The sequence below is a fragment of the Parabacteroides sp. HGS0025 genome (assembly GCF_000969845.1).
Classification (GTDB): Bacteria; Bacteroidota; Bacteroidia; order Bacteroidales; family Tannerellaceae; genus Parabacteroides; species Parabacteroides gordonii.
In genome coordinates this window covers 622,427-635,014 of sequence record NZ_KQ033903.1, presented here as the reverse complement: position 1 = coordinate 635,014, position 12,588 = coordinate 622,427, and the positions used below count along the sequence as shown (strand labels likewise).

Below are 12,588 nucleotides of genomic sequence, written 5' to 3'. Positions count from 1 at the left end.
GGTATTCTACTCGGACATATTCTTTATATAAGGTAACACCGGAAGATCCCGGAATCCGTAGAAAGCAATCGCATTCTCTCCGAGGAAACGGTCTTTCTCCTGTTCGCTCAGTTCTTTGGAGCGGACGATAAAGTCATACGACATTTTATAGGTGATGGCCGTGATTGTACGCGGATAGTCGGAACCCCACATCAGTTTCTCCATTCCTACGAGTCCGGCAGCTTCGCGAATGGCACGAACGGCACCATCGAACGGATAAAACTCGTCATTAAACAGCCAGGTGATGCCCCCCGATTCTATCATCACATTCGGATAGCGTGCCAGACGTATCTGTGCGAGCCAATCCGGACGCGTCACCATCCCGAAATGGCCGATGGCTATCTTCAGCGCAGGACATTCCTGTATTACTTCTTCCAATTCGGCTGTTTGTGTGTCGCCATCCGCCAGATCGACAGACAGGATGATCCCGTGTTCTTCCATATAGTGAAACATACGCATCATTTCATCGCAGTTGAGGAAGATACGTCCTTCTTTCAGCAACAGGCGTTGTGCCGGTATCTTGATTGCCTTGAAACCCTGTGCGATGAGTTGTTGTGCCTGTACAAAATAACCGGGACGGCGGAACTCGCAAAGTCCGCAGACGAAGAAGCGTTCCGGATATTCGGCAGCTACTTCCAACAGGTAGTCATTCTGTATCCCATCGATAAACTCCTGCGTTACAACGGCTGCTGCTACCTGTGCATAGTCCATGTTCGATAGAAAAACTTCCGCACTGTTCTTCCCGTCGATCATAAAGGGGGGAAGCATCTGCCGTACTTCACCCATAAAGAGCGAACGGCCGTTTCCGAGTGTGCGGATGGGCATGTTGTCGACAGTGGTATCTTGCCGGAGCCACAGATGGGAGTGGGCATCTATGATTGTTCTGTTCATGAGTTCGCCCAGCTTACGCGTTTCTGATCTCCGATGATTTCCTGTACTTCGCGTACCAGTTGCCAGTCGATCGGTTCTTCTGCATAGCGGATATTCTTCAGTACATTCTCCGGGTTGGCCGAACTGAACAGAGTCGTAGCGATCCGTGGATTGCTGATAGCATACTGAATAGCCAGCTTCTCGATCGGATACTCTTTCGACTGGCAATGCTGTACCGCCTGTTGGCAAGCCTTTACCAGTGATGCCGGAGCCGGATGCCAGTTGGGTACGCCGCGCAACGACAACAAACCCATCGACAGAGGGGAAGCATTGATCACACCGATCTCTTTCGCTTCGAAATAGTCGAGATAATCAGCCAGCTTATCATCATTCAGGCAGTAATGGCAGAAGTTGAGAACGGTTTCGACAGTTCCTTCCGGTACACGGTCTATTACCCATTGCAGATTCTCCAGTTGCAGGTCGGTGATGCCGACATGCTTCACGATGCCTTTATCACGCAGCTCTACCAGAGCCGGAAGTGTTTCGTTAACGACCTGGTTGAGGTCGGCAAACTCGATATCGTGGACGTTGATCAGGTCGATCTGTTCGATATGCAACCGTTCCATACTTTCATAGACGCTTTCGGTGGCCCGGCGGGCAGAGTAATCCCAGGTGTTCACTCCGTCTTTCCCGTAACGGCCTACTTTGGTGGAGAGCAGATAGGCTTCACGCGGGATTTGCTTCAGTGCTTTTCCTAAGACTGTTTCAGCTTTATAGTGTCCATAATAAGGGGAGACATCGATAAAGTTCATCCCGTTTTCTACAGCGGTGAAGACAGCTTTGATACTTTCTGCTTCGCGCGTTTCGTGAAATACACTGCCCAACGACGATGCGCCGTAGCTTAGGATAGGGACTTTCATTCCTGTTTTTCCGCAATATGAATAGTTCATAATTTGTATGATTAAAGTTGTCAGAAGCCAAATGTATAGCTTTTATGTATTGATTATAACCGCATTATACATAAAAATCTACGCAAACGTTTGCGTAATAAAAGCAGGAAATCAGTACCTTGCTATCGGAAAAACCTTATATTTGTGTCACTGAATAAACCCCGATGGCCAGGAAAAGACACATATCATTGAAAGACCTCGCAAACGAACTGGGAGTCTCTGTTTCGACTGTCTCACGGGCACTGAACGACAGTTATGAGATCAGTCCCGAGATGCGGGAGCGTGTAAAGGCGCTTGCCGAGCAGTGGAACTATCGTCCCAACCCTTTTGCCCTTAGCCTGCTGAAGAATACACCGCGTATTATCGGTATTATCGTGCCCGATCTGGTTACTCATTTCTATTCTTCCATCATCAGCGGCATAAATGATGTGGCGCGGCAGAACGGTTATTCGGTTATCATCACCTCCTCATACGAGCAGTACGAACAGGAACTGCATTGTGTGGAAGACCTGGTGAATATGCGTGTGGAAGGTATATTGGCTTGTCTCTCACAGGAAACGATCGATTATTCCCATTTCCTTTCTCTGTCCGATATGGATATCCCGTTGGTCTTTTTCGACCGGGTATGCATGCCGAACGCTATCCCTTCGGTGGTGGCGGATAATATGGAGTCGGCTCTCGTAGCGACCAAACATTTGTTACAAACGGGATCTAAACGGGTCTCTTTTCTCGGTGGTTCCGATCATCTGGAGATCGTGCGACAGCGTAAAGCCGGATATCTGGCAGCACTTGCCGAACTGGGTATTCCGGTTGAAGAGGAGTTGATAATCTGTGAAAAGATGACTTACAGCGAAGGACGTGAAGGATGCAGCCGCCTGCTTTCGTTGCCGGCGCCGCCCGATGCGATCCTTGCCATGAATGATACGCTGGCCTTTGCCGCCATGAAGGAAATCAAGAAGCATGGTTTGCGTATCCCTTCCGATATCTCGCTCATCGGTTATACCGATGAGCTACATTCCAACTATGTGGAACCAGCCCTTACCGCCGTCACTCACCAGACTTATAAAATGGGAGAGGAGTGTTGCTGCCTGTTACTGAAGCAGATAAAAAAAAGGGAGAAACCCCGCCAGATCGTTGTTCCTACCCATCTGTCGGTACGGGAGAGTTCGATAAAATAGTTTGTTCCCGTACCGAAATGCCATTTCATTACATGTTTATTTGGAATTGATCCAGGTAAGTTTATGCCACAGGCTTTCAAGTGGCCCTTGTTTGTGACTTTTCAGCCACCATTTACAGAAGTTGACCTGCAGGAGGAACAGGACGAAGCCAATGAGCAAACTGATTGTGTAGCCGCAGTAAGGTGCCAGATATAATCCGAACGGGAAGTAAATAATTGCACCAAATATAGATTGTGATACATAGTTCGTCAGACTCATTTTACCATAGAACCGCAGTCCGGAAGTCAGTTTCTTGAACGCCTCTTTCTGATATAACAGAATGAATGAAGCTACCAGTACGATCGTAAAGGCAAACTTCTGCCACATATCCAGAATGACGCTGACGCTTTGTTGAATAATAGGGGTGTCGCTGTTATCATATAGCATGACTTTTAGCTGATACAACGGGCAGAAGACGATAGCTGAAATGATCAGGGCTTTTATCCAGAAACGAGTATTGTTGTCGGATGTGACGAATAGCTGTTTCCTGCCGATCAGGAATCCGAGCATAAACAATCCGGCTGTCTGCAGGAAACGTCCGGCTCCTATTGCCCAGAACAAGCTGGCTTTTTGTCCTAAGGTGATATTTCCGAGGATGAATTTTCCGAAGTCACCTTCTTTGGTATAGGCGGCAACCTCTCCGTACATTTCTCCGACTCCCAGATTAGGCAAGGTGTATTCGGGGTTAAAGAGACTTGCAATATAATGGAACCATTCTACCGGTTGTAACAGCAGGATAATGGCCGTGATAAGTACAGCTTTGTCACTCCATTTGCGCACGAGGAAAAGAAATATACCTACGATGCTGAATAAGAGTAATACGTCGCCAGCCGGGAAGAAGGCAGCATTCAATGTTGCAAAACCGGCCAGTAGAAGCAGACGCCACAGGAAGCGGTATCCGAAATCTTTCCCCTTCATTTGCTGGTTGGTATATTGGATATAAAAGGTGAAACCGAATAATAAGGCGAAGATCGCATACGCTTTCCCGGCAAAAAGAGAAAAGGTGATACTGAATACTCCTTCATTCAAGATATTCAGCCAACCCGGTTGGGTGGCAGCATCCGGATAAACCGGAAAGATAAAATGTTCCAGACTGTGAACTAGTAAAATTGCCATGACGGCAAAGCCTCTAAGAGCATCAACGACCTCTATACGGGACGTTTTTGTGATTGCAGATTGTTGCGTGTTCATCGATTGATTAATTGTTTTTCCTGGTTTAGAATTAATGAAGGTACAAATATAAGAAAATGACAGAAAAAAGGAAGTGTATCTGTCTATATTCAGATACACTTCCTTTTAAGTGATAGCAAATCGATGGATAAGTTATTTGGCCGGATGAATATCCAGCTTTACCGGATGGATCATATTTTCCGGGCTTAAAATCGTATCCAGTTGTTCTTTCGTCAGGATGCCGTGATCCAGTACCAGCTGATACACGCTTTTACCTGTCTCCAATGCCTCTTTGGCTATTTTCGTGGAGTTCTTATAACCGATAACCGGGTTTAAAGCTGTTACTACACCAATGCTGTGATGTACTTCTTCGATGCAATGTTCGGCATTGGCTATAATTCCTTCTACACAAAGGGTACGAAGTGTCTCAAAACCGTTCATAAGTAATTCGGCAGACTCGAAACAGCATTGTGCCATTACCGGCTCCATCGCATTCAGTTCCATTTGGGCAGCTTCACCGGCCATTGTCACACAAAGCTCGTTGCCGATCACCTTGTAGGCGATCTGGTTCATTACTTCCGGAATAACCGGATTTACTTTTCCCGGCATGATGGAAGATCCCGGTTGCATTGCCGGCAGATTGAACTCACCCAGCCCACAGCGCGGGCCGCTGGCCAACAGGCGAAGATCATTACATATCTTATTTATTTTGACGGCTACCCGTTTCATGGCAGCGGCATAACCTACCAGGCAGGAGGTGTCGGAAGTGGCACCGACCAGATCGGCAGACAATTTGATATCCCATCCGGTGATTTTACGTAAAGCTTCGATACATTTTTCTGCATATCCCGGTTCTGCACAAATTCCTGTACCGATAGCTGTCGCTCCCATATTGACGGTCAGGAAATCATTTGCCGCATGATCCAGATGAGCGATCTCATCCTGCAGGATACTGGCGAAACCATTGAATGTCTGTCCCAATGTCATAGGAACGGCATCTTCCAACTGGGTACGTCCCATTTTGATGATGTGGGCAAACTCTTCTCCTTTTTTACGGAAAGAAGCGATCAGCGCTTCCAGGTAAGGGATCAACCGGATATGTGTGGCATACATACCCAGATGTATCGCTGTCGGATAGGCATCGTTGGTCGATTGCGAACGGTTCACGTGGTCGTTGGGTGAACAATAAGTATATTCTCCCCGCTGGTGTCCCATGATTTCAAGGGCACGGTTGGCTATGACTTCGTTGGCGTTCATATTGGTGGTCGTACCGGCTCCCCCCTGGATCATATCGACTGGGAATTGCTCATGGTGTTGTCCGTCCAATATCTCGCGGCAGGCCTGTGTGATGGCACGGTATTGTTCGTCTGTCAGTAGTTCCAGGGCGAAGTTTGCTTCGGCGGCCGCCATTTTGGTGATTGCGAGTCCGTTGATAAATAGCGGATATTCGTTGAGATGGAATTTGCTGATGGAGAAGTTTTCGATTCCTCTGAGTGTCTGTACACCATATAATGCTTCGGCCGGTATTTCCCGTGCACCGATCAGGTCGCTTTCGGTGCGGGTTTTGCCTGTAAATTCAGTCTTCATATCAATACGTAGTTTTATAATGTTTATATTAAATGCATGTAAAATGCGAATGTCTTTTGTTTACGTGACAAAGATATGAAATGTCAATTTGAAATCAAAAAATGTTTTGGCGTATTTAAAATGTGTCAATGTTTTATTTGAAATGCGTATGATGTGATTGTTTGGTGTTAAAATGATATTTTCGGTTAATATCCGCAGACACTAACCGGAAATATCAGCTAACAGGTGATATTACTGTCTGTATCTGCATATATCGTCTACGGAAACGACGGTCATATCATGGTGAGCGGCGAAGCAGATGATTTCGGGGAGGCGTGCCATTGTTCCGTCTTCGTTGGTCAGTTCGCAAAGAACAGCCGTGTCTCCCAGACCGGCAAGTTTTACCAGATCGACGCTTCCTTCGGTATGCCCCCTTCTTTCTAAAACTCCATTCTCTCTGGCTCGTAAAGGGAAAACATGTCCCGGGTGAGACAGGTCTTCCGGTTGGGCATTGGGGGCGATGGCTGTTTTGATTGTTTGTATACGGTCGGCAGCAGAGACACCGGTGGTAACGCCTTCTTTCGCTTCGATGGAGATCGTAAAGGCTGTCTGGTTTTTGCTTGTGTTGTCTTCTACCATCTGATGTAGCCCGAGCGAATTACATTTTTCAGGAGTGAGGCAGAGGCATACTATTCCGCTACATTCACGGATCATCAGGGCCATATCTTTTACGGTCATTTTTTCTGCGGAATAGATGATATCCCCTTCATTTTCCCTGTTCTCATCGTCGACTAGTAAAATACCTTTTCCTGCCTGCAAATAGCTGATTGCTTTTTCTACGCGTGCCTTGTAGTCAACGCCGAAATCTTTGATAGTTTTCATTTTCAAACCCTGTTATTAAGTAGTTGTTTATAAATTAAGGTATGCGACAGGGCAAAGGGAGGCAGATGCAACATTTTCCCCTACATATATATTATGTTGGTAGAAATGTCATATCGATAAATACTGTCTTCTTCTCTCATCCAGACTTTAACTGTCGGTTCCGGAATTTCACCGAATCAGTCTCCTGTTCATACGTCCAGAAGAGTCGCGGACTGTCACCGCCGGTAGGGAATCTCACCCTGCCCCGAAGAATACTGAGTGCAAAAATAGAAAGAATTAGGAAAACAAACAGAAATGAACCGACTAAATAAGGTTTTTTACTACATTTGTGCATATCCACAAAATCAAATTTATGAAGCACCATTGTAATGAATGCCCGTTACGGGCGAAGCACGATAGAAAACCGCAGTCTTTAATGGGGCGTTTCTGGCGTTGGCACATTAATTTTTGTCCGGGTTGGAAAGCCTATTTTCTTTCGTTAAGCATCGAAGAACAACAGGCTTTACGTGAGAAATATAATTTTAGTAAATACCAATGATCCATATGATTACTGATATCCGTTTACGAAGCCAACAGTTGGTGAAGCCTGAATTCAATGATCCGAAAGATCTTGTATCGTGGATGGGAGCTATGCAGGCGCAGGATTATCCGAGGGTGAAATGGGCACTGGGTATCAGGCTAAAATCGCCAAAGATCAAGGCCGTTGATGAGGCTATCCGGCGAGGTGACATTCTCCGTACCCATGTGATGCGGCCTACATGGCATTTTGTTACTGCCGAAGATATCCGCTGGATGTTGAAACTTTCCTCGCAGCGGATCATAGCTGCCTGCAATTCGTTTGCGAAAGGGAATGGAGTTGATATCGCGGAAAGTGTTTATACAAAAGCCAATGATTTGTTTGTAAAGATATTGGAGGGAAATAATCACCTAACAAAGCAAGAACTGGAAGACGAGATCGTAAAGGCCGGCATTCTTCCCGATTCCCCTAAGTTAGGCTATCTTTTCACACGGGCAGAACAGGAAGGAATTATATGCAGTGGCAATGATAAAGGCGGTAAGTTTACTTATGCACTGCTTGAAGAGCGGGCTCCGATGGCAAAAGATTTGCCTCGGGAAGAGGCGCTGGCTTTACTCGCGAGGAAGTATTTCTGTAGCCATTCTCCTGCGAGCTTGGAGGATTTTGTATGGTGGTCCGGCCTACCTGTCACTGATGCCCGACAGGCCATAGGCTTGATCGATGCGGAACTGATAAAAGAGAAGTTTGCCTCTCAAAACTTATTTGTACATCAACAGTGGGGCAAGAGGATAAAAAGTAGTGATGTGTTGCATTTCCTACCGCCTTACGACGAATATCTGATCAGCTATAAGGATCGTACGGCGGCAATGGATAAGGAGCATCATCCTAAGGCATTTAATAATTTCGGTATATTTTATCCGGTCATATTACACAACGGAAGGATTATCGGTAACTGGAAGAAAACAGTAAAGAAAGGAGATATCTCCATTGAAACCTCTTTCTTCGGTGAATATCAAAAGCCGGATGATGAGCAAATAGAAAAGGAGGCAGATAGATACAAACGTTTTGTTTTATAAGTTATAAAACAATATAATCACCTTTGGGCCAGTGTTGTTTGATATAATCGATTTTACAGTCTTCGGTAACCAGATAATCTATGTCTCCCAAAGAGGCTACCGTATAGGCTTCTGCCGTATTCAGTTTGTAGCTGTCTGCAAGTATGATTCGTTTTTGGGCACGTTCTATCATTAGCCGCTTCATCATCGCCTCTTCTCTGTCGGGTGCTGTTATAATGTGATGACCTCCATATCCTCCGGGACGAAAATATTCCCGGAGAAGTTCTCCCGTGCTTCGGCCGTATATTTTTCTTTACGTGTAGCGAGGGTTTTGTCCTCCGTGTGGTATAACAGTAGGTTCTTGATATTCAGTTGTTGAGCGAGCTTTCCGGCATCCAGAGCCGTACTGTGATGTTTTTCGTACGGCTTGAAGGTTTCTCTGTCTTCGTATAGACAAAAGGCTTCGCATAGCATCCAATCGGCATCTGCAACAAATGGGCGGTTGGCTTCATTGTACGGTTCGTCTCCGAGGCAGACCAAGCTCTTGCCATCTGGAAGTACGGTACGGAATCCGTATTGTTTTTCTTTAGTCGAGCCAATGTCGAAACATTGGAAGTCCAAGCCGATTGCTGTAAAGGTTTCACCATGGTGTACTTCGCATAATTGGATATCCCGGCTGATATGTGCCGTTATTTTGGAGGGCAATATCAGTTCGCAAATAGTATTCAGAACTTTTATAACTTTATCATGCCCATATATTTTTAATGTTCCCTGATATTTCCCTTTATTCATTTGTTGAGCAATAATGCGTATCATCCATATTATTCCCAGGATATGGTCGGTATGGGCGTGGGTTACAAATATTTCATGTATCGCGGAATAAGGGATATTGGCTTTTTCCAATTGGGTGAGAATGCCGTTTCCTCCACCGGCATCCACCAGCAGGAAATCGTTGTTCTGTTTCAACGCAAAGCAAGTATTATAGCAACGGGTAACTGTCGCATTACCCGTTCCCAGTATGATAAGTTCTGTATTTTGCATAAATATATCTTTCTGTTAAGCATACAAAGATATAGGGTTATGCAGGGCTATGCAAGTATTATCGACATGCTTTTAGTTTCCTTTTCAGATACCAGGTAATGAGGGCGAGTGTTACCAATGCCACAAAAACATAGCTTATTTCCCTGCTGTATCTCTCCAGTTCTTCCAGTAACCGGTCTTCAGGAAGTATCTGTGCCAGGTAATATCCGAGCAGCACCAGGATACTGTTCCAGATGGCCGAACCGAGCGTTGTGAACAGGATAAAGGCGGGAAGCCGCATTCGTGCCAGTCCGGCAGGAATGGAAATGAACTGTCGCACGGCCGGTATTAACCTTCCGAAGAAAGTAGATATCTTGCCGTGTTTCAGGAAGAATGCCTCCACATACTCTATCTTTTGCCGGTTTATGCCGAGCAGATGGCCGAAACGGCTGTCGGCAAATTTATAGATGATGGGTCTGCCGACGAAGAGGGCGAGATGGTAATTGATTAACGCCCCGATGAGCGCTCCCAAGGTTGTGAAAAGTATCACGAGGAAAATATTCATCTCACCGTTTGCCGCCTTGTAGGCGGCAGGTGTGACGATCAACTCGGATGGTAACGGGACCAGCGAGTTTTCAAGTATCATGAGGATTAAAATCACCCAATAGCTGAGGTGCTCCAGGCACCATTGGATCAGATCTGAAAAGTCCATAGGGTATTTTATGCATTATTATCGTTGGGTACCTGAACCAGGATTTTATCTATTCTGGCTCCATCCATATCAACAATCTCGAAGCGGAAGTTGTTCCATTCGGCTTGTTCTCCGGATTGAGGGATATGTCCCAACTGTTCCAGCAATAATCCTCCTACCGTATGATAGTTACATCTTTCATATAAATCTTCTTTATCGAAATAAGACAGGAAATCATAAAAAGAACACTGTCCGTCGACCAACCAGCCGTCGTTGTTGCTCCGTTGGATAATCTCCGGTTCCTTCTGCGTATCGTTGATGGTGCCTAACAAGGCTTCCAGAATATCCCTGAGTGTTATAATTCCCTGGCACATACCGAATTCGTCGCATATAAGAGCGCGGCTTATTCCCTGTTCTTTCATTTCTTCAAGCACCTTATATACACTCATGTTCTCATGGAAATAGAAAGCCGGGCGGACGATACATTCCAGATTGAAATCAGGTGTATCCAGATGAAGAACCAGGTCTTTCAGGAAGATGACTCCTTCCACGTCTCCCTTTTTCTTGCCGGTCACCGGATACATTTCATATAATTCCTGTTCGATAGTCTTTTTCACTTGCTTCTTATCCATATCCAAGTCCAGCCAGATGATTTCATTCCGCTGTGTCATAATGGAGCTGACCTTCAGGTCGCCCAGGATGAAAACACGTTCGACGATGTCCTGCTCTACTTCCTGTATTTCTCCGCCTTCTTTTCCTTCCTGTACGATCGATTTGATTTCTTCTTCCGTCACCTTATTATCCGAGTCCTTTATGCCCAGCAGGTTGAACATGCAGGAAGTACTTTTCGACAGCAGCCATACAAACGGGGCGGCTACCAGCGATAATATATACATCGGGCGGGCAACAACTTTGGAAGCTTTTTCTGCAATACTCAAACCGATTCTTTTAGGGACAAGCTCGCCGAATATCAAGGTCAGGTAAGTGACGGCTACAACAATCAACCCCTGGGCAATGAGGGATGCGTAGAGAGGGGATACTCCCCAATTCTTCAGGATAACCGAGAAGTCGTCCGTCAAAGCTGCACCGGAATAGATACCGGTCAGGATACCAATCAGTGTGATGCCGATTTGAATGGTCGAGAGGAAACGGTCCGGCTCATTTGCCAGTTTCAGGGCCAGTTTAGCCGCTTTACTGCCTTTCTTTGCGTCAGTGTTCAGGCTCGATTTGCGGGCGGAGATTAATGCGATTTCAGACATGGCAAATATGCCGTTCAATAGGATAAGTGAAATGATTATTATTATTTCGTTCATGAAAATGATACTGTTTTAGTTTATTATTTAAATGTCTTATGGGCGGGGTCGGATGGTTTGCATGCGGTGGTAGTATCATAATATATGATACAAGAATATTATAATATATGAGAATGGAGTATCACAATATATGATACAGCAGTCTTATAATATATGATGACTTTACCTGAAATAGGTTTACAAATTAATTACTTCAATACTAAAAAACTTGTCAAAATAAGTTTATTCATACTGATACTCTTTACAGTAGCTAACCGTGTCTTACTAAAAAAGTTTACACGGTCAACAATGGACAATCCGGAGCCTCTTTCTTTCCGGGGGAACAAGTGGGAGGGCTCGATGCCCTTCCTCTTGTTTAGGAATAACAATGGCATAAACCATCGCCTATTCTTTCCGGGTCTTGCAAAGTTATACATAATCCTGATTCATAGCCTCTTTAGGTGTATAAACTTTGTTTTTCCAGTACTTTTTCAATACCCCTGTGCCCTGGTGGGCTTTCTCGGGAGTAAGCATATTGTTACTCATATGAGGACGCTTGGTATTATAGAAATCAATGATTTGACACATTTTCTTTTCTATCTCTTCCAGCTTCTCAAACACCCCCATCTTGTAAAGCCACTCCTGTTTGATTATTCCATTAACCCGCTCGGCTACAGCATTGTCTGTTGGCTTGTAATCCTCTGTCATACTGATAGCTATATGATGGTCAGTCAATGTCTGCACATATAAGTCACAGCAATACTGGACGCCTCTGTCCGAATGATGAATCAGTCCTGACAGAGGTTCACTACCAACCTGTTTTATGGCCTGATTTAAAGCACTTAACGTATAAACGGCATGAAGCCCGGGAGCCATGCACCAACCAATTATTTTATGAGAATAAGCATCAGTTATCAGATGCAGATAGCAAACCGTATCTTTTAATGGTATGTAGGTTATGTCGCTTACCCACAATTGATTACGCGCATCCGGTGTGAAGCCTTTTATCAGGTTCTTATGCTTGCGATACCGATGATTGGAGTTTGTTGTCCGACGTCCTTGGGAAGGCTTGAGCATCAGATTTTTACGCCGTAGAAGCTTGTAAAAAGAATCACGTCCCATCATTTGATCACGCCCATAGAGATCACAAAGGATTAGATACAGTTTAAAAGCACCTATGCCGGGATCTTCCATTCGATATTCCTTTACAGCCGAACAAATCATGTTCTCCACGATCTCTTGGCCAGCATGTTCTTTCTTGTACTGATAGTAGGCTTGCCTACTATTACCAAACAATCCGCAAAGAGTTTCAACACTTT

General features: G+C 45.2%; 13 protein-coding genes and 1 riboswitch. Of the genes, 3 read left to right on the top strand and 10 right to left on the bottom strand.

The genetic code is table 11. From position 1 onward, the window contains the following. Positions 1-6: 6 nt before the first annotated feature. Positions 7-930 (bottom strand): amidohydrolase family protein, encoded by a 924-nt coding sequence (locus HMPREF1212_RS19645; protein ID WP_046150775.1) that lies wholly within the window; start codon positions 928-930, stop codon positions 7-9. Continuing rightward, entirely contained in the window at positions 927-1,859 is a 933-nt protein-coding gene (locus HMPREF1212_RS19640; protein WP_046150774.1) for an aldo/keto reductase, read from the bottom strand. The genes HMPREF1212_RS19645 and HMPREF1212_RS19640 overlap by 4 nt, the downstream gene beginning before the upstream one ends. Before the next feature lie 164 nt (positions 1,860-2,023). On the opposite strand from HMPREF1212_RS19640, the gene HMPREF1212_RS19635 reads away from it, so the two are divergent. Next, the gene (locus HMPREF1212_RS19635) at positions 2,024-3,037 is read left to right on the top strand and encodes a LacI family DNA-binding transcriptional regulator (RefSeq protein ID WP_046150773.1); all 1,014 of its coding nucleotides are present in this window, start codon (positions 2,024-2,026) and stop codon (positions 3,035-3,037) included. Between the two features lie 36 nt (positions 3,038-3,073). Here HMPREF1212_RS19635 and HMPREF1212_RS19630 read toward each other — a convergent pair whose 3' ends face one another. From HMPREF1212_RS19630 to ribB, 3 genes are all read right to left on the bottom strand, one after another. Next, positions 3,074-4,267 (bottom strand): DUF418 domain-containing protein, encoded by a 1,194-nt coding sequence (locus HMPREF1212_RS19630; RefSeq protein WP_046150772.1) that lies wholly within the window; start codon positions 4,265-4,267, stop codon positions 3,074-3,076. Between the two features lie 132 nt (positions 4,268-4,399). Next, on the bottom strand, positions 4,400-5,833 hold the full coding sequence (locus tag HMPREF1212_RS19625; RefSeq protein WP_046150771.1) for an aspartate ammonia-lyase: 1,434 nt from the start codon (positions 5,831-5,833) through the stop codon (positions 4,400-4,402). Positions 5,834-6,064: 231 nt separating this feature from the next. Continuing rightward, a complete protein-coding gene (ribB, locus tag HMPREF1212_RS19620; RefSeq protein ID WP_046150770.1) occupies positions 6,065-6,694 on the bottom strand; it encodes a 3,4-dihydroxy-2-butanone-4-phosphate synthase in 630 nt (209 codons plus the stop codon). Between the two features lie 124 nt (positions 6,695-6,818). Next, positions 6,819-6,950: riboswitch (FMN riboswitch) on the bottom strand. 96 nt (positions 6,951-7,046) lie between these two features. Between ribB and HMPREF1212_RS26775 the strand changes: the two genes are divergently transcribed. Together HMPREF1212_RS26775 and HMPREF1212_RS19615 are read left to right on the top strand one after the other, a co-directional pair. Then, positions 7,047-7,232 (top strand): hypothetical protein, encoded by a 186-nt coding sequence (locus HMPREF1212_RS26775; protein ID WP_081693248.1) that lies wholly within the window; start codon positions 7,047-7,049, stop codon positions 7,230-7,232. Further along, complete coding sequence (locus tag HMPREF1212_RS19615; protein WP_052725053.1) at positions 7,229-8,287, top strand: winged helix DNA-binding domain-containing protein; 1,059 nt, start codon at positions 7,229-7,231, stop codon at positions 8,285-8,287. The genes HMPREF1212_RS26775 and HMPREF1212_RS19615 overlap by 4 nt, the downstream gene beginning before the upstream one ends. A gap of 1 nt (position 8,288) precedes the next feature. Here HMPREF1212_RS19615 and HMPREF1212_RS26770 read toward each other — a convergent pair whose 3' ends face one another. The 5 genes from HMPREF1212_RS26770 to HMPREF1212_RS19590 form a co-directional block, all read right to left on the bottom strand. Continuing rightward, positions 8,289-8,474 carry a hypothetical protein gene (locus HMPREF1212_RS26770; protein ID WP_232430168.1) on the bottom strand — a complete coding sequence of 62 codons (186 nt, stop codon included), beginning with the start codon at positions 8,472-8,474 and terminating at the stop codon, positions 8,289-8,291. 23 nt (positions 8,475-8,497) lie between these two features. Further along, on the bottom strand, positions 8,498-9,307 hold the full coding sequence (locus HMPREF1212_RS19610; protein ID WP_046150769.1) for an MBL fold metallo-hydrolase: 810 nt from the start codon (positions 9,305-9,307) through the stop codon (positions 8,498-8,500). A 58-nt stretch (positions 9,308-9,365) separates the two neighbouring features. Continuing rightward, on the bottom strand, positions 9,366-9,998 hold the full coding sequence (locus HMPREF1212_RS19605; protein ID WP_046150768.1) for a DedA family protein: 633 nt from the start codon (positions 9,996-9,998) through the stop codon (positions 9,366-9,368). An 8-nt stretch (positions 9,999-10,006) separates the two neighbouring features. Beyond that, entirely contained in the window at positions 10,007-11,290 is a 1,284-nt protein-coding gene (locus tag HMPREF1212_RS19600) for a hemolysin family protein (protein ID WP_046150767.1), read from the bottom strand. Positions 11,291-11,698: 408 nt separating this feature from the next. Continuing rightward, a complete protein-coding gene (locus HMPREF1212_RS19590) occupies positions 11,699-12,565 on the bottom strand; it encodes an IS3 family transposase (RefSeq protein WP_232430167.1) in 867 nt (288 codons plus the stop codon). Positions 12,566-12,588: the final 23 nt, after the last annotated feature.